At 65.7% G+C, this 17,409-nt stretch carries 18 protein-coding genes and 1 tRNA gene; 1 reads left to right on the top strand and 18 read right to left on the bottom strand.

Annotated features, from left to right (window positions below):
- Position 1: 1 nt before the first annotated feature.
- The 18 genes from T331_RS0111105 to T331_RS19215 form a co-directional block, all read right to left on the bottom strand.
- Positions 2 to 1,165 carry a 1-deoxy-D-xylulose-5-phosphate reductoisomerase gene (locus tag T331_RS0111105; protein WP_026440063.1) on the bottom strand — a complete coding sequence of 388 codons (1,164 nt, stop codon included), beginning with the start codon at positions 1,163 to 1,165 and terminating at the stop codon, positions 2 to 4.
- Positions 1,156 to 1,971 carry a phosphatidate cytidylyltransferase gene (locus tag T331_RS0111100; RefSeq protein WP_155992691.1) on the bottom strand — a complete coding sequence of 272 codons (816 nt, stop codon included), beginning with the start codon at positions 1,969 to 1,971 and terminating at the stop codon, positions 1,156 to 1,158. The genes T331_RS0111105 and T331_RS0111100 overlap by 10 nt, the downstream gene beginning before the upstream one ends.
- The gene (gene uppS, locus T331_RS0111095; RefSeq protein ID WP_026440061.1) at positions 1,955 to 2,665 is read right to left on the bottom strand and encodes a polyprenyl diphosphate synthase; all 711 of its coding nucleotides are present in this window, start codon (positions 2,663 to 2,665) and stop codon (positions 1,955 to 1,957) included. Before uppS ends, T331_RS0111100 begins: the two co-directional genes overlap by 17 nt.
- The gene (gene frr, locus T331_RS0111090) at positions 2,665 to 3,228 is read right to left on the bottom strand and encodes a ribosome recycling factor (RefSeq protein ID WP_008492577.1); all 564 of its coding nucleotides are present in this window, start codon (positions 3,226 to 3,228) and stop codon (positions 2,665 to 2,667) included. Before frr ends, uppS begins: the two co-directional genes overlap by 1 nt.
- 15 nt (positions 3,229 to 3,243) lie before the next feature.
- Complete coding sequence (pyrH, locus tag T331_RS0111085; protein WP_008492576.1) at positions 3,244 to 3,966, bottom strand: UMP kinase; 723 nt, start codon at positions 3,964 to 3,966, stop codon at positions 3,244 to 3,246.
- Between the two features lie 106 nt (positions 3,967 to 4,072).
- Entirely contained in the window at positions 4,073 to 4,978 is a 906-nt protein-coding gene (gene tsf, locus T331_RS0111080) for a translation elongation factor Ts (protein WP_026440060.1), read from the bottom strand.
- 102 nt (positions 4,979 to 5,080) lie between these two features.
- On the bottom strand, positions 5,081 to 5,839 hold the full coding sequence (rpsB, locus tag T331_RS0111075) for a 30S ribosomal protein S2 (protein WP_008492574.1): 759 nt from the start codon (positions 5,837 to 5,839) through the stop codon (positions 5,081 to 5,083).
- Between the two features lie 265 nt (positions 5,840 to 6,104).
- A complete protein-coding gene (locus T331_RS0111070; RefSeq protein ID WP_026440059.1) occupies positions 6,105 to 6,788 on the bottom strand; it encodes an OmpW/AlkL family protein in 684 nt (227 codons plus the stop codon).
- A gap of 134 nt (positions 6,789 to 6,922) precedes the next feature.
- Positions 6,923 to 8,275 (bottom strand): Tol-Pal system beta propeller repeat protein TolB, encoded by a 1,353-nt coding sequence (gene tolB, locus T331_RS0111065; protein WP_244876937.1) that lies wholly within the window; start codon positions 8,273 to 8,275, stop codon positions 6,923 to 6,925.
- Between the two features lie 11 nt (positions 8,276 to 8,286).
- A complete protein-coding gene (locus T331_RS0111060) occupies positions 8,287 to 9,246 on the bottom strand; it encodes a hypothetical protein (RefSeq protein WP_026440057.1) in 960 nt (319 codons plus the stop codon).
- A 21-nt stretch (positions 9,247 to 9,267) separates the two neighbouring features.
- Positions 9,268 to 9,699, bottom strand: coding sequence for a protein TolR (tolR, locus tag T331_RS0111055; RefSeq protein ID WP_008492568.1), 432 nt, complete (start codon positions 9,697 to 9,699; stop codon positions 9,268 to 9,270).
- Positions 9,700 to 10,416: a protein TolQ gene (gene tolQ / locus T331_RS0111050; protein WP_026440056.1), complete on the bottom strand. Its 717-nt coding sequence runs from the start codon at positions 10,414 to 10,416 to the stop codon at positions 9,700 to 9,702.
- 13 nt (positions 10,417 to 10,429) lie between these two features.
- A complete protein-coding gene (locus tag T331_RS0111045) occupies positions 10,430 to 10,825 on the bottom strand; it encodes a YbgC/FadM family acyl-CoA thioesterase (protein WP_008492566.1) in 396 nt (131 codons plus the stop codon).
- A gap of 93 nt (positions 10,826 to 10,918) precedes the next feature.
- A complete protein-coding gene (gene ruvB / locus T331_RS0111040; RefSeq protein WP_026440055.1) occupies positions 10,919 to 11,947 on the bottom strand; it encodes a Holliday junction branch migration DNA helicase RuvB in 1,029 nt (342 codons plus the stop codon).
- Positions 11,948 to 12,014: 67 nt separating this feature from the next.
- Entirely contained in the window at positions 12,015 to 12,608 is a 594-nt protein-coding gene (gene ruvA / locus T331_RS0111035) for a Holliday junction branch migration protein RuvA (protein ID WP_026440054.1), read from the bottom strand.
- A complete protein-coding gene (gene ruvC, locus T331_RS0111030; protein WP_008492563.1) occupies positions 12,605 to 13,159 on the bottom strand; it encodes a crossover junction endodeoxyribonuclease RuvC in 555 nt (184 codons plus the stop codon). The genes ruvA and ruvC overlap by 4 nt, the downstream gene beginning before the upstream one ends.
- A complete protein-coding gene (locus T331_RS0111025) occupies positions 13,159 to 13,908 on the bottom strand; it encodes a YebC/PmpR family DNA-binding transcriptional regulator (RefSeq protein WP_026440052.1) in 750 nt (249 codons plus the stop codon). Before T331_RS0111025 ends, ruvC begins: the two co-directional genes overlap by 1 nt.
- A 41-nt stretch (positions 13,909 to 13,949) precedes the next feature.
- The gene (locus T331_RS19215; protein WP_051622324.1) at positions 13,950 to 16,943 is read right to left on the bottom strand and encodes a hybrid sensor histidine kinase/response regulator; all 2,994 of its coding nucleotides are present in this window, start codon (positions 16,941 to 16,943) and stop codon (positions 13,950 to 13,952) included.
- A 249-nt stretch (positions 16,944 to 17,192) separates the two neighbouring features.
- Here T331_RS19215 and T331_RS0111015 point away from each other — a divergent pair.
- Positions 17,193 to 17,267 (top strand) — tRNA-Val (locus tag T331_RS0111015).
- The last annotated feature ends 142 nt before the right edge of the window (positions 17,268 to 17,409 follow it).

Here is a 17,409-nt window from a genome sequence, read left to right as displayed (position 1 = left end):
GTCAGGCGGCCTTTGCGGCGGCAAGGTTGGTGGCGGCGAGGCGGGCCTGGGCGTCGATGGCGAGCACCGCGTCCAGATCCGGCAATGCCGGGGCGCCGAGGGATTGCATCACGCTCTCGACGATGCCGGCAATGTCCAGGAAGCCGATCTTGCGGTCCAGGAAGGCGGCGACGGCGATTTCATTGGCGGCGTTGAGCACGGCGGGGGCGCCGCCGCCGGCGGTCAGCGCCTCACGGGCCAGGCGCAAGGCGGGGAAGCGCTGCTCGTCCGGGGCGTGGAATTCCAGCTTCGCCACCTGCACCAGATCCAGCCGCGGGGCTTGCGTCGCCAAGCGCTGCGGCCAGGCCAGAGCGTGGGCGATGGGGATGCGCATATCCGGGCTGCCAAGCTGCGCCAGCACCGAGCCGTCGGCGTAACAGACCATGCCATGAATGACCGATTGCGGATGCACCAGCACCTCGATCTTCTCGGACGGAAGATTGAACAATCTTGCAGCCTCAATCACTTCGAGGCCTTTATTGAACATCGTCGCGCTGTCGATGGTGATTTTCGCACCCATCGACCAAACCGGGTGGCGCAAGGCCGCCTCGCGCGTCACCGCGCGCATCTCCTCCAGGCTGTGATTGAGGAACGGCCCGCCGGAGGCGGTGAGCACGATCTTGTCGACCGCCTTGGCGTTGCCATCGGCCATCGCCTGCATGATGGCGTTATGCTCGGAATCGACCGGCAGCAGCGTCGCCCCGGCGGCCTCGACCTCGCGCAGGAACACATCCCCGGCGGAGACCATGGATTCCTTGCAGGCAAAGGCAATGGCCCCGCCCTGGCGCACGGCGGCCAGGGTGGGTTCCAGCCCGATGGTGCCGGTGATCGCGCACATGGTCCAATCAGCCTTGCGGCCAGCCGCCTCCAGCACCGCCTCGCGCCCGCCGGCGACAGCGAGATTGCTGCCCGCGAGCGCCTCGCGCAGCGCCGGCAGCAAGGTTTCATCGGAAATGACGGTGATTTCCGGGCGGAATTGCCGGGCCTGTTCGGCCAGCAGCTTTACGTTGCGCCCGCCGATCAGCGCGCAGATTTGATAGGCGTCTGGATTTTCCGCAACGAGATCAAGAGTTTGCGTGCCGACACTGCCCGTTGACCCGAGAATGCTCAGCCGCTTCAACCCCATAACCCCACGCCTCCTTGCATGCAGACCGCGAGCAAAGCCGCCAGCGGTGCCGCCGTCAAAAATCCATCCAAACGGTCGAACAACCCGCCATGCCCGGGGATCGTTCGGCCGGAATCCTTCACGCCGAGTTTGCGCTTGATCGCGCTTTCCAGCAAATCGCCCGCCTGGGCCACCGCGCTCAAGCCCAGCCCGACGCCAAAGGCCGCCAGCGGCTGGCCCAAAGTGAAGCCCGCGAGCAGCGCCCCGCAGAGCGCGCCGATGACCAGACCGCCGACAGCGCCGCTGACCGTCTTGCCCGGCGAGATGCTGGGGGCAAGCTTGCGCCCGCCAATGAGCCGCCCAACCAGATAGGCGCCGATATCCGTGCCCCAGATCACCAGCAGCATATAGAACACATCCACCAGCCCGGCGCCGGGGCGGTGGCGCAGCCAGAGCAGCGCGATGCCACCAAGCCCGGCATAGGGCACGCCAAGGGCGGCAAACCGGCCGAAGACCGGCCAGGAGGCCAGACCGAGCGCCAGCACCGCCTCGATCCCCGCCAGCGGCCCGAACAGCACGCTCATCCCCCAGACGATCAGCAGCACCGCCGCCAGCGGCCAGGCATGGTCGCGCTTGGCCAGCGTCGCCCATTCATGGCCGAGCCCGGCCATCGCCACGCCGATCAGCAGATCCCAGGCGGTGCCGCCCACCCACATGCAGACCAGGGCCAGCGGCCCCATCACCAAGGCGGAGGTGGCGCGTAAAGCGAGGTCCGACCAGCGGCCCTTGGCGGGCTGGGGGGGCGAGACGTCAGACAGGGCGGGCACCGAATCGCCGCTCCCTGCCCGCGTAATCCTGCAGCGCATTGGCGAAATCCGCCGCGCAGAAATCCGGCCACAGCACCTTGGTGAACCAGATCTCCGCATAGGCGAGCTGCCAGAGCAGGAAATTGCTCACGCGCTGCTCGCCGGAGGTGCGGATGACCAGATCCGGGTCCGGGATGCCATCGGTATGGAGGAATTGCGCGAAATTCTGCTCGGTCAGCTCGCCCGGCTGCAGCCCCGCCGCCATCGCCCGGCGCGCCGCTTGCACGATCTCGGCGCGCCCGCCGTAAGAGAGTGCGAGCACCAAGGTCAGGCGCTTATTCTCGGCCGTGCGGCGCTCGGCGGCTTCCAGCTCATGCGCCAGCGTGTCGCCAAAGCGCTCGCGCTCACCGATCACCTTCAGCCGCACCCCCTCGGCATGCAGCTCGGCCAGCTCGGAGCGCAGATAATGTTTGAGCAGGAAGGTGAGGTCCTGCACCTCGCCGGCGGGACGCGACCAGTTCTCGGAAGAGAATGCGAAGAGGGTGAGGTAGGGCACGCCATGCGTGACCGCCGCCTCGATCGCCCGGCGCACCGCCTTGGCCCCTTCACGGTGGCCGGCCACACGCGGCAGCCCGCGTGCGGCGGCCCAGCGGCCATTGCCATCCATGATGATGGCAACATGCGTGGGCACTGAATGGGAGGCGGCGTCAGCCATCAGACCTGCCGGATATCCTTTTCCTTCTCCGCGAAACTGTCATCGACGCGCTTGATATAGCCGTCCGTCAGCTTCTGCACCTGATCGGCCCAGTCGCGCTCCTCATCTTCGGAGATTTCGGACTTCTTCTGCAAGCCCTTGATCTGCTCCATGCCGTCGCGGCGCACGCCGCGCACCGCGATGCGGGCGGCCTCAGCGTATTTATTGGCGGCTTTCACCAGCTCGATGCGGCGCTCCTCGGTCAGCACCGGCAGCGGCACGCGGATGATCTGGCCATCCGGCTGCGGGTTCAGCCCCAGCCCGCAATCGCGAATCGCGGCGACGGTGGCATTCACCATCGAGCGGTCCCACACCTGCACGGTGAGCATGCGCGCTTCCGGCACCGCCACGGTGGCCACCTGGTTCAGCGGCATCAGCGAGCCATAGGCTTCCACCTTCACCGGCTCCAGCAAGGCCGGGCTGGCGCGGCCGGCGCGCAGGCCGGAGAATTCGCGCTTCAGCGCTTCCAACGCGCCGTCCATGCGGCGGATGAGATCGGTTTTGATCGCTTCAATATCGGCCATGTTTAACGAACCTTCTTAGCTCTCGATGATCCGGGTGAAGGGGCCCTCGCCCCGCATGACGGCGGCAAAGGCGCCGGGCGCATGGATGTTGAAGACCAGGATGGGCAGCTTGTTCTCGCGGGAGAGCGAGATCGCGGCGGCGTCCATCACATTCAGGTCGCGGGCCAGCACATCCAGATAGGTCAGTTCCTCGTAACGCTTGGCGTCGCTCACCTTGCGCGGATCGGCGGAATAGACGCCATCCACCTGGGTGCCCTTGAGCATCGCGTCGCACTTCATCTCGGTGGCGCGCAGGGCGGCGGCGGTGTCTGTGGTGAAGAACGGGTTGCCGGTGCCAGCGGCGAAAATCACCACCCTGCCCTTTTCCATATGGCGCTCGGCGCGGCGGCGAATATAGGGCTCGCAGACGGATTCCATGGAAATCGCACTCTGCACCCGCGTCGGCACGCCGGCCTTCTCCAGCGCGGACTGCATGCCCAGCGCGTTCATGATCGTCGCCAGCATGCCCATATAATCGGCCTGGGCGCGGTCCATGCCGGCGGCGGCGCCGGCGATGCCGCGGAAGATATTGCCGCCGCCAATCACCAGACACACTTCGATGCCCATATTGACGACATCGCGCACATCGGCGGCGATGGTCTTCACCGTCTCGGTATCCAGCCCGTATTCGCGCTTGCCCATCAGGGCCTCGCCGGAGACTTTCAACAGAACACGTTTATAGCGTGGAGCTTCGCTCATGGGACGGCCTTTGGAACAGGGGCGGTGAAACCGGGACGGTAGAGAAAGGGCGGTGCCGGGCTTGAAGGCCCGGACCGCCCCAGGGGTAGCGCAAACGGAAGGAGGATTAAACCCCGGCGGCAGCCGCCACTTCCGCCGCGAAATCCGTGACTTCCTTCTCGATGCCTTCGCCGAGGGTGAAGCGCACGAAGCGGGTGATCTCGGAACCGGCCTTCTTGACCACGTCCTTCACCTTGCTCTCGCCGTCATGCACCCAGACCTGCTCGAGCAGAACCACGTCGCCGTAATATTTCTGCACCTGGCCCTGCACCATCTTCTCGATGATCGCATCCGGCTTGCCGGAGGCCTTGGCCTTCTCGATCAGCACGTTCTTCTCGCGCTCCAGCGCGGCCGGGTCGACCTCGGCGATGGTCAGCGCATCCGGACGGGTCGCGGCGACATGCATGCCGATCTGGCGGCCCAGCGTCTCCAGCGCCTCATTGGCGTTGCCGGAGAGGCCGACAATGACGCCGATCTTGCCCAGGCCCGGCTTCAGCGCGCCATGGATATAGGCGGCGGCGGTGCCCCCCGGAACCTCGATGACGGCGACGCGGCGCACATTCATGTTCTCGCCGATGGTGGCGACCATGTGCACGGTCTCTTCGGCGACGGTACGGCCGGTGCCGGGATAGGCGGCCGCCTTCAGGGCCTCCACGTCCTCGCCGGTGGTCAGCGCGACCTTGGCGACGGTCTCGACGAAATCCTGGAAGGCTTCGTTGCGGGCGACGAAGTCGGTCTCGGCATTGATCTCGACCATGGCGACCTTGCCAGCCCCCAGGGCAACGCCCACCAGCCCTTCGGCGGCAACGCGGCCGGACTTCTTGGCGGCGGCGGAGAGGCCCTTCTTGCGCAGCCAGTCGATCGCGGCTTCCTTGTCGCCGTTCGTCTCAACCAGCGCCTTCTTGCAATCCATCATGCCTGCGCCGGTGGTCTCGCGCAGGTCCTTCACCAGGGCAGCGGTAATTTCGGCCATGTGTTCGCTCCTCAATGATGTGTTTGCGCGGCGCCCCCTGCCGGGAGACACCGCGCCGATCCTTCAAAGCCCGCCCGGCCGTGCGGCAAGGCGGGGTAAAAATCAGGCCTGGGCCTGGGCTTCGTCCAGCACCGGCGCTTCGGCCGCGCCCAGATCGACGCCGGAGGCGCCCATCTCGGCGGAGATGCCGTCCAGCACCGCGCCGGCGACCAGGTCGCAATACAGGGTGATGGCGCGAATCGCGTCGTCATTGCCCGGGATCGGGAAGGTCACGCCCTCGGGAGAGGAATTGGAGTCGAGGATGGCGACGACCGGGATGCCCAGCTTGTTGGCTTCCTCGATGGCCAGCTTCTCCTTGTTGGTGTCGATCACGAACAGGATGTCCGGCAGGCCGCCCATATCCTTGATGCCGCCCAAAGCGCGCTCAAGCTTCTCGCGGTCGCGGGTGAAGTTCAGGATTTCCTTCTTGGAGTAACCATGCGTCTCGCCGGAGAGCATCTCGTCCATCTGGCGCAGGCGCTTGATGGAGCCGGTGATGGTCTTCCAGTTGGTGAGCATGCCGCCCAGCCAGCGATGGTTGACGTAATACTGACCGCAACGCTGCGCGGCCTCGGCCACGTGCTCGGCGGCGGCGCGCTTGGTGCCCACGAACAGCACGCGGCCCCCGGCGGCGGTGACGTCGCGGATCGCCTTCAGGGCGCGCTCGGCCAGGGGAACGGTCTGCTGCAGGTCGATGATATGAACCTGGTTGCGCACGCCGAACAGGAACGGCGCCATGCGCGGGTTCCAGCGGCGGGTGTTATGGCCGAAATGCACGCCGGCTTCGAGCAGCTGGCGCAGGGAAACGTCGGGGAGTGCCATTGGCAACCTCTTTCCTAAAAACTAATCCGGTTTATCCTCCGCGGGGGAAGCATCCGGCTCCATGAGGGAGCGAACACCGGACCTTGAGGCTTGCGCCAGGAAAGGCCCCCGCGTGTGAATTTGCCCACACCATGCGGGCGCGCGCCCTATGGCGTATTTTTTGGCGCAATTCAAGCAGGGCGGGGTAAAACCCAGGCTTCCCGCAAAAAAGACGCGGGGGGCTTTTTGAAAAAAGCCCCCCGCCCCCCAAAAAACTCTTGGGAAATTAGAATTTATAGCCGACGCCGAAGCCGACCACCGTGGGGTCCAGACCGGTCTGGGCGTGTACGGCGCCATGCAGCAGCCGCGCCGAGGTCGGCAGGATCATCTGCTTCACATCGACATTGATGCTCCAATTCCCCTGCACCGGCACATCGAACCCGGCATCGAAAGCGGGGCCAACGGCCGTGCGCAGGCCGAGCTTGTCAGAGGTGCCGAGCAGCTGCGCGGACGGGCTGGTGCCGTAGAAGAAGGCGACGGTGATGCCAACGCCGACATAAGGGCGCACCACGCCGATCTGCGGGAAGTGCCATTGCGCCGTCAGCGTCGGCGGCAGCACCCAGGTGGAGCCCAGCGTGCCGCCGGCCCCCAGCGCCCCGCCCTTGGCGGTGATGGTGTGGCGCGAGGTCGCCGCGATCAGTTGCACCGAGAGATTCGGGGTGAAGAAATAAGACGCATCCAGCTCCGGCGACACGCCGGTGGTGATGCCGAGCTTCGCGCCGGGCATGCCGGTGATGTGGCTGTCGATATTCTCCGGAATGACGCCGATCAGGCTGAAATGGGTCATGATATCGCCGGCCTTATAGCCGGTGGGGCCGGAGAGCAGGCTGTAGCCCTGCGCCATCGCCGGGGTGGCGGCCGCGCCGGCCAGGAGAGCAGCGGCGGTGGCCGCGCGGAACATGTTTTTCATTGCAGGAAGCTCCGATTGACTTGACGCTCATCGGATAGCCCCCGCTTTGCCGCCGGACTTTGATCTGAAACAAAAAATCCCGGCGGAGCCGGGATTTAAAGATCTGTTGCCGCAATGCAACAGGCGGGTATGGATCAGGCCAGCAGCGGGCCCCAGGACGGGTCGGAGGCGTAGGTCGGGGTGTTGACCAGGCGCTCATTGAAGCCATCGACGCCGATGGTCACCAGATTGGAGCTGTGGCCCGAACCGGTGGGGGACTGGCGGCAGAACATGATCACCCGGCCATTCGGGCAGAAGGTCGGGCTTTCCACCAGGAAGCCCTGGGAGATGATGCGCTCGCCAGTACCATCCGGCGCCATCACGCCGATGGAGAAGCCGCCCGAACCCCAGAAGGTATAGGCAATCAGATCCCCGCGTGGCGACCAGACCGGCTCAGCATACTGGCCGGGGCCGAAGGAGATGCGTTTCACCCCCGATCCATCAGCATTCATCACGAAGAGCTGCTGATTGCCGTCGCGATCGGAGTTGAAGACGATCTGCGAGCCATCCGGCGAATAGCAGGGTGTGACGTTGATCGAGCTGCTATCCGTCAGCTCGGTGGCGCCGCCGCCGCTCAGGCTGGTTTTCACGATGGCGGCACCGCCATTGCGCGAAACCGACATCAGCAGCGAATTGCCATCCGGGGAGAAGCGCGGGCCGATGGTCATTTCGCCGAAGCCGCCGACCAGCTGGGTGGCGCCGGTCTGCAGGTTGAACATATAGACCCGCGGATTGGCGCCGCCGCGATAGCTGACGAAGGCCAGCTGCTGGCGCGCCGGGTTATATTGCGGGGAGAGCGCCATGTTGGCGCCGTCGGTCAGGAACTGCACGTTGGCGCCGTCATAATCCATCACCGCCAGGCGCCGGACCGGGCTGGTGGTGGTGCCGGAGACCGAGATGAAGGCGACCCGGCTGTCGAAATACCCCTTCTCGCCGATCATCTGCTGATAGACGGTATCGGCGATGATATGGGCGATGCGCCGCCAGTTATCCTGGGTGGTGGTGTAGGCCGTGCCCTGCACCTGCGCCTGTTGCTGCACGTTCCAGAGGCGGAATTCCACCCGCAGCTGGCCGCCGCCGGCGTCCTGCACATCGCCGGTGATCAACCCCTGGGCGCCGAGCAGCGACCAGTTCTGCCAGACCGGGGTGCCGTTATTCACTGAGTTGGGCACGAAGCTGGACGGGTCGATGGCGCGGAACAGGCCGGAATGGGCGAGATCGTCCGAGATCACCTGGGTGATCTGCGCCGCCACGCCAGAGGCGCCGAAGGGCGAGACGGCGATGGGAATCGGCGCGTTCTGCGCGCCGCTGACATTGATGGCGGGGCCGTTATTGGCGGTGCCAGCCGGGGCAGTCTGCGCGAAGGCGGCGGGGGCCATGAGGCTCGCGGCACCAGCTGCGCCGAGCAGACGTCGGCGGGAGAAGGGCGGCAGCAGAAGACGCGTCATCATCGTACCTCTCAGGGCGTGAAGTTGAACAGGAAGGTGTTGACCTTGCCCAGCATATTGGAAGGCAGCGGCAACGTTGCACATTGATAATTCTCCACCGCGGCGACGGCGCGTTGCGCGTAGGCGGCGTAGATCGGATCGCCCATATTGCCTTGCGAGGCGGGCGCGATGACGGCCTGGCGCACGGTGCCGGAGGCATCGGTGGTCACCAGTAGCTGCACGGAGAAATTCTGCACCCCCGGCGCCCCGGCATCGATGCCCCAGCACGGGCGCACATGCGCGCCGATGGCGTTGCGGTCAGCCTCCGAGAGCCCGGAATTGGCGGTGCTGTTCGGGCTGCCGCCCCCATGCGGGGCGCCGCCCTGGTCCGGGTTATATTGCGCCGTCGGCGGTTTATCCTGCTTCTGGTTCACCCGCAGCTTGGACAGCGTGTTCAGCACATCCTTGCTCAGCGGCAGCGGATTTTTGACATCATGCTGCTGATGCGTGGCAGATTGCACGGCGGCCGGCGGCTTCACCTCCTTGGTCGGCTTCACCGGCTGCTTCACCGGCGGCGTCGGCTTTTGCGGCGGCGGCGGTTGCTTCACCGGCGGCGGCGGGGGCGGCGCCGGTGTCGGCGTCTCCACCGGCGGTGGGGGCGGCGGCGGCGGCGCAGGTGGGGTCGGCGCCGGGGGTTGCGGCGGCGCCGGCGGCGGTGGCGGGGGTGGCGGCGGTGGCGGGGCCACTGGCTGCGGCTTCGGCTGGGTCGGGTTCACCGGGCCCTTATGCACCACCGGCTGGTCCGAGGGGGCGGCCACGGTGCCCTTGTTCTGCGCCGTCTGCGGCTGGGTCGGGCCGACCAGATCCACGTCCACGCTCTCATCCGCCGAGGTGTTCAGCGGCTGCATGGGCAGCGTCACGATCGCGGCGATGATGATCGCCGCGTGGATGACGCCAGAAACAATCGCGCTACGGCGCAGATCGCGATCCACTTGTTACTCCCCTGCCCGGCTTTACTGACCGGGCTGCTGGGCCAGCAGCGAGACCTTGGTGAACCCGCCCTGCACGATATCGGCCATCACCTGCAGCATGGTGCCGTAATCGACCTGCTTGTCACCACGGATGAAGATGCGCTGATCGGCATTGTTCTTCGAGGCTTCCTGCAGCGTGCTGACCAGATTGTTCAGCGGGATCTCGCTGTTGTTCAGATACACCTTGCCCTTGTCGTCCACCGTGACGGTGATCGGCTTGGAATCGGCATTGGCCGGCTTGGCATTGGCCTGCGGCAGGTTCACCTGCACCGAGGAGGTGATCATCGGCGCGGTGACCATGAAGATGATCAGCAGCACCAGCATCACGTCCACCAGCGGGGTGACGTTGATTTCCGCCATCGGCCGGTAGCGGCGCTTGCCGCCCCCCGGCCCGCCGATGAGCCCGCCCGCCATTTACTTATGCTCCTCGGTCTGGCGGGAGAGGATGGCGGAGAATTCCGTGCCGAACCCTTCCAGCCGCCCGGCGAAGCGGGAGAGATCGTTGGAGAGCTTGTTATAGGCCAGCACCGCCGGAATCGCGGCAACGAGACCGATGGCGGTGGCGAACAGCGCCTCGGCGATACCCGGGGCAACCACCGCGAGATCGGTATTATGCATCGCGGCGATGGCGGAGAAGGCATGCATGATGCCCCAGACCGTGCCGAACAGACCGACGAACGGCGCCACCGAGCCGACCGAGGCCAGGAAGATCATGAACCGCTCCAACCGCTCCATCTCGCGCATGATGGTCACGTTCATCGCGCGGTCCACGCGCTCCTTCACCGCGGTGCGGCCGATATCGGTGCCGGCGATGCGCGCGGTGCGCTTCCACTCGCTCATCGCCGCGCCAAACACGGCGGCCATCGGGTTGGTGGGGTCGGCGCCCTCACGGTCGAACAGCTCATCCAGGCTGCCGCCGGACCAGAAATTATCCTCGAACGCATTGGCCTCGCGGTTGACGCGGCGCAGCGTCATCACCTTCTCGATAATGATCGTCCATACCCAGATGCTGGCGAGCAGCAGGATGATCATCACCAGCTTCACCACCGCATCCGCATGCAGGAACAGACCCAGCAGCGAGAGATTTGCCTGCGGCGCGGCCATCGCCGCCTGAGACACCGTTTGGTCCACTATCTTTCCCCGTTCAAAATTTCAGACGCGCGGCCCAATCGCGCGGAATTCGCGTCGCCCGGCCATCGGATACCCGTGCGCAACCCAGGCCGAGCTCAAGCACGGCCAGCGAGTCGCTGTCTCGCAGGAATTTCTGGCGTAGTGTAACGCTTGCCCCGCGCATCTCAGTGAATTCGGTCTCCACGCTCACCAGCTCATCGATCCTTGCGGGGCGCTGATAGAGCAGATTGACGCGATGCACCACAAACATGACTCCATATTGCGCCACCATCTCGGCATGCGGCGCGCCCATCTCGCGCAGCGCTTCCGTGCGGGCGCGCTCGGCGATGGCGAGATAGTTCCCATGGTAAACAATGCCCCCGGCATCCGTGTCCTGGTAGTAGATGCGCGTGGTGTAACGATAGATCAAGATCCTGCTCCAAGCCCATGATTAAAGCTGAAAAAGGTTTTAATGTGGCAGTGCGGCGCAATGATCTCGCCAGACGCACGTTCCGGTTGCGGATTACTCGTCCAGCAGGTCAAGCAGATCCGGCCCAGTGCGTGGCGGGTTAAGCCCCAGATGCTTCCAGCCCGGCTCGCCCAGCATCCGCCCGCGCGAGGTGCGCAGCAGCAAACCTTCCTGAATCAAATAAGGTTCTACAACATCTTCCAGCGTATCGCGGGCCTCGGCCAGGGCGGCGGCGAGGGTTTCCACCCCCACCGGACCGCCATTATGATGCTCGGCCAGACGTTTCAGATAGCGCATATCCATCGCGTCCAGACCGATCTGGTCGACATCCAGCCGGGTCAGCGCGGCATCCGCGAGCTGTTGTGAAATTTCCGCAACATTCGCCGCCGTGGCGAAATCCCGCACCCGGCGGGTGAGACGGCCGGCAATGCGCGGGGTGCCGCGCGAACGCCGGGCGATCTCGTAGGCGCCCTCGTAAGACAGGTTCATCCCCAGCTTCTGCGCCAGCCGGATGACGATGCCGGTCAGCTCATCGGGCGTATAAAACACCAGCCGCAGCGGAATCCCGAAGCGGTCGCGCAGCGGCGTCGCCAGCAGCCCGGCGCGGGTTGTGGCGCCGACCAGGGTGAAAGGCGGCAGATCGATGCGCACCGTGCGCGCCCCCGGGCCTTCGCCGATGATCAGATCGAGCTGGAAATCCTCCATCGCCGGATAGAGGATCTCCTCGATCGCCGGCTGCAGCCGGTGGATCTCATCGATAAACAGCACGTCCTTGGGCTGCAGATTGGTGAGGATGGCGGCGAGATCCCCGGATTTCTGGATCACCGGGCCGGAGGTCGTCTTGAACCCCACCCCCATCTCGTGGGCCACGATCTGCGCCAGCGTGGTCTTGCCCAAGCCCGGCGGGCCGTGCAGCAGCACATGGTCCAGCGCCTCGCCACGGGATTTCGCGGCGGCGACGAAGATTTTCAGATTCTCCCGGCTGGCCGCCTGGCCGGTGAAATCCTCCAGGCTCTGCGGGCGCAGCGAGGCTTCGCCGCTATCGTCGGCCAGGCGCTCAGGGGCTGTGATGCGGTCGCTCATGGGGTTGGATTTGCAGCTTTTTGAAAAAAGCTGCACCAAAAACTTTTGATTCTTGGGGCCAGTGCCGTCACTTGGCCAAGGCCTTCAGGCCGGCGCGGATGAGCACATCCAGGCTTGCATCTTCGCCGTGCGCCTCCAGCGCTTTCGCCAGCGCGGCTTCGGCTTCAAGGCGTTTATAGCCGAGATTGGTGAGCGCCGAGAGCGCATCGCCCGCCGCCCCCTTCACTACAGCCGCCGGCAATGCAGCAGCGCCACCGCCCGGCATCGCCCCCGCCTTGCTCTGCAACTCGGTGAGAATACGGATGGCGAGCTTCGGTCCCACACCCGGCGCCCGGGTCAGCGCCCCCTTATCCTGCCCGGCAATCGCGCCGATCAGCTGGTCCGGCGACAAGGCAGAGAGAATGCCCAGCGCCACCTTCGCGCCCACACCCTGCACCGTGGTCAGCAACCGGAACCATTCCCGCTCGGCCGAAGTGAAAAACCCGTAGAGCGTGATCGCATCCTCACGCACCTGCATCTCGATCAGCAGCGTCGTCAGCCCCTCCGGCAACGCGCCCAGCGTGCGTGAGGAGCAGAACACCAGATAGCCGACGCCATTCACATCGATGACGCAGCGCCCGTCCTCGATCGAATCGACGATGCCGCGCAGCCTCGCGATCATGACAGGCTCTTCCAGACATTCGAGGTCGAGCGCCGATGCGCGTGGCAGATCGCCACCGCCAGCGCATCCGCCGCATCGGCGCGTTTCTGGGTGGAGCCGGGCAGCAAGCGCTTCACCATCAGCCCCACCTGCTCCTTCTCCGCATTGCCGGTACCGACCACGGACATCTTCACCGTCTTGGCGCCATATTCGAACACCGGAATCCCCGCCCGTGCCGGGGCCAGCAGCGCCACGCCGCGCGCATAGCCGAGCTTGAGCGTCGCGGTGGCGTTGCGGTTGACATAGGTTTCCTCAACCGCCGCCTCATCCGGGGCAAAACGCGCCAGCAAATCGGCCAGCTTGGCGTCCAGATCCTTCAGCCGCAACGGCACATCCTCGCCGCCATCAGTGGCGATGACGCCATCCGCCACATGCACCAGCCGGTTGCCCTGCGCCTCCAGCACGCCCCAGCCGGTGAAGCGCAGGCCGGGGTCGATGCCGAGGATGCGAACGCTGGCAGCCCCGCCTGTTATTTTGCGCGCGGCCGCCCCACCATCCCCGCGCGCGTCCATTACGCCGAGAGCTTCGCCAGAACCTCGTCCGGCAGCTCGTAATTGGCGTAAACATTCTGCACGTCGTCATCATCCTCAAGCGTATCGATCAGCTTGAGCACGCTCGTGGCTTTTTCCTCGTCCAGCGTCACCGTCATGTTCGGCTGCCATTCGATGCCGGCCTCCGCCGGATCGCCGAAGGCCTGGGCCAGCGCGTCGCGAACCGCGAAGAAATTCTCCACCGCCGCCTGCACCTCGTGGCCGTCTTCGTCGGAGACCACATCATCCGCCCCGGCCTCGATCGCGGCTTCCAGCATCGCATCGGCGCTGGCGGCCGAAGCCGGATAGCGGATCGCGGCCAGGCGGTTAAACATGAAGGAGACGGAATTGGTCTCTCCCAGAGCCCCGCCGGATTTATTGAAGGCCGCGCGCACCACGGAGGCGGTGCGGTTGCGGTTATCGGTCAGCGCCTCGATGATGATCGCGACACCGGACGGGCCATAGCCCTCATAGCGCACGGATTCGTAATTCTCGGTCCCGCCGGCGCCGGAGGCCTTCTTGATCGCGCGGTCGATGGCATCGCGCGTCATGTTCTGCTTCAGCGCTGCCGCGATGCCCGCGCGCAGGCGGGGATTGGCGGCGGGGTCGGGCAGACCCTCCTTGGCCGCCACGGTGATCTCGCGGATCAGCTTGGCATAAATCCGGGCCCGCTTGGCGTCCTGCGCGCCCTTGCGGTGCATGATGTTCTTTGCATGTGAATGTCCAGCCATGGGCGGGCTTTAGCATCCGCCGCGCCAGGCCGGAAGCGCTGTTAAGCGCTGTTTCCAAGCATCCCGCGCAGCCGGGCCGCCAAAGCGTCCATGGTGAAGGGTTTGGCCATGATCTCCATGCCCGGCGCCAGCCCGCCCTCCTGAATCACCGCTTTCTCGGCATAGCCAGTCATGAACAGCACCTTCAGATTGGGGCGCAGCAGCCGCCCGGCCTCGGCGATCTGCCGGCCATTGAGCCCCGGCAGGCCGATATCGGTGATCAAGAGATCGATCGCCCGGCGCGATTGCAGCATTTCCAGCCCCTGCGGCCCATCCTGGGCCTGCAGCGCGGCATAACCGAGCGTGCCCAGAACCTCGACGATCAAGCCGCGCACCATCGCGTCGTCCTCGACCACCAGCACGCTCTCGCCGGTCGCCTCGTAGGCGATCTGCTCCGGCGCGACCTGCGCGGTGGGGGCGTCACATTCCAGGCAGCGCGGCAGATAGAGCCGCACGATGGTGCCGGCACCGGGTTCGGATTCGATCCGCAGAAAACCGCCAGATTGCCGGGCGAAGCCGTAAATCATCGACAGGCCGAGCCCGGTGCCCTGCCCCAGCGGCTTGGTCGTGAAAAACGGCTCGAACGCCCGCGCCAAGGTGGCGGCATCCATGCCGAGCCCGCTATCGGCGACGCTAATGCAGACATAGGCGCCGGATGCGATATCGCCCGGCCGGGCCAGCCCTGCCCCATCCAGCTCGGTATTCTTCGTGGCGATGACCAGCCGTCCGCCATCCGGCATCGCATCGCGCGCATTGATGGTCAGGTTCAGCACGGCGTTTTCCAGCTGGTTGGGGTCGCACAAGGTCGTCCACAGCCCATCCTGCAATGCGAGACGCAGCTCCACCGCCTCGCCCAAGGTCCGGCGCAGCAGCATTTCCATCGAGCCGATCAGCGGGTTCGCCGACACCGGCTTGGGGTCGAGCGGCTGTCGGCGCGAGAAGGCCAGCAAGCGGTGGGTAAGTGCCGCCGCCCGGTCCGCGGCGGCCATGGCCAGCTCGATGAAGCGTTCCAGCCCCTCATGCTGGCCGCGCTGCAGCCGCTTGCCCACCACCTCCAGGCTGCCGCTGATGCCTTGCAGCAGATTGTTGAAATCATGCGCGATGCCGCCGGTCAGCTGCCCTACCGCTTCCATCTTCTGGGATTGGCGCAGCAGCTCTTCCGCCTCGCGCTGGGCGCTGACATCGCGCCCGACAACATAGACGGCGCCATCCAGCGGGTCCGCCGACCAGGAAACCAGCACGGCGCGCCCCGCCTGGTCGAGAATCCGCCATTCCGCATCGCGCACCGGCCGGCCAGCGCGCAGCGCCTGTAAGGCGCGTGCGGCGGCGGGCTGGTCGGCCGCTGGGACCAACTCCAGCAACGGCGCCGCCAGCAGCCGCGCCTCCTCATAGCCGAGCAGCCGCCGCCAGGACGGGTTGACCGAACGCAGCCTGCCATCCGGCGTCATCGTCGCCAGCAGATCATTGGCGGACACCCAAATCTGTTCGCGCTCGGCACTCGCCGCCGCCGCCGCCGCCGCCGCCTCATGCTCGGCCGTCACGTCCCGTCCGAACCCGTAATGCAGCCCGCCTTCGGCGACATGGGTCCAGACCACTTCCCGCCGCCCACCTTCCCTGGCCCGCATGCCCACGCTGATCTCGCCGCCGCGCCGCGCCGCGCCCGGATCATAGAGGTGCCGGCGCAGCCGTTCCCAATCCTCCGGCATCACCAGCTCCTGCAGCATCCGCCCGCGGCTCTGCGCCTCATCCCAGCCCAGAACCTTGCTCCAGGCGGGGTTGACGGTGACGATGATGCCCTCCGCCCCGGTGATGAATTTCATCACCGGCGACAGCTCCCAGGTTTGCGCCAGCATGCGCAGGGCGGCACGCTGGTCGGTGATGTCACGCCCGACCGCATGGTTCAGCGCGCCATCCGGCACCACCTCCCAATCGACCACGCGGTAATGCCCATCCTTCATCAGGCAGCGGCACTCGAAGCCCTGGATCGTCTCCCCCTTGGCCAGCCGCTCAAAGACCTGGCGGGCCGCCACGTAATCCTGCGGATGGATGCAGGCGCGCAGCTTGCGCCCGCTCAGCTCCGGCTCGCGCCAGCCCAGCCCACGCTCGATCGCCGGATTGCTGTGCAGGATGACGCCGTGGGAATCGAAGGTGAGCATATAGACGCGGCTGAGCGTCCAGATCCGGTTGCGGGCCTCGCTGGCTTCGGCCTCGGCCAGCTTGCGGGCATGGATGTTCACATTGCTGCCAACCCAGCCTTCCACCGCGCCGCCGGCGCTGCGAATCGGGGTGGCGTGGATCAGGTGCCAGAAATATGTGCCTTCGGGCGTCCGCAGCCGGGCTTCGGCCTGATACGGGATGCCGGCCGCCACCGCCTCGGCCCAGCGCCGGGCGATGGCGCTGCGATCATCCTCATGCACCAAACCAGGCCAACCCTCGCCGCCATCCGCGGCCAAAGCAGCCTTCAGCCGGTCATTCATCCAATCCACCCGCCCATCCGGGCGCGCGGTCCAGACCTGGCCCGGCATCGCCTCGGCAAGGCGGCGCAGGGCCGGCAGTTGTGTCGGGGCGGACGGCAGGACGGCCCCATCCTGCGGTCCCAGCTTGAGGACAGCCAACACCGCCAGCACCTTCCCAGCATCCCCCATCAAGGGCAGGCACATCGCGCTCAGCCTCCCCTGGTCGGGCACGGTGCCGAGATCGACCATCATCGGCTGCAACCCCGCCCCCTGATCCGCGAACTGACTGAGGCTGACAATATCCGCCAGTTCCGGCCAGACGGCGCGCGCGCTCCAGCCCAGCATCGACACGCCGCGCGCGGCCATCAAGGGAATGCAGGGATCATTATACAGCACCACCCCCTCAGGCCCGGCGAGAATCGCAAGCGGCTGCGGCACCCGCAGGCAGGTGGCGACATGCGCCTTGAACGCGGCCGACCAGCCTTCGGCCGGGCCGAGACATGTCCGCGCCCAGTCGAATCCACCGATCAGTTCGCCCATTGCGCCGCCATGAGCGAGAAACCCAAGGCAATCCCCCTCGCGTCCGGCGGGGTCAGCTGGCAGATGTGAAGAAATCATCACCATTCCCACGACTATTCCATGCCTACCCGATGACCGCAAAACCTCAATTTTCTGACATTTTCCCTGAAAGCTTCATGAGATCCCCGCGATATACGGAAAGGCTGGCGCAAAATGGTTTATGTCAGGTGATTGACAGCGCCTTGTGGGCAGATTATCAGCCCGCCCACCGGGCGCGTAGCTCAGCGGTAGAGCATTCGCTTCACACGCGAAGGGTCACAGGTTCAATCCCTGTCGCGCCCACCATTTCTTCAAAATCAAAGCCTTACACATAGCCCCTCCGGGGCTTTTGGCGTTTTCGGGACAAAAGAATGCAGCCTTTCTGAAAAAAGACTGCACCCAAAAACGTTTGCGAATTTTTACGTCCGGGGAGCGGCTGATGCCGTGC

Source organism: Acidocella facilis ATCC 35904 (assembly GCF_000687875.1).
Lineage (GTDB): Bacteria > Pseudomonadota > Alphaproteobacteria > Acetobacterales > Acetobacteraceae > Acidocella > Acidocella facilis.
Note: the sequence above shows the minus strand (reverse complement) of the source record. Positions and strands in the feature narration are given on the sequence as shown.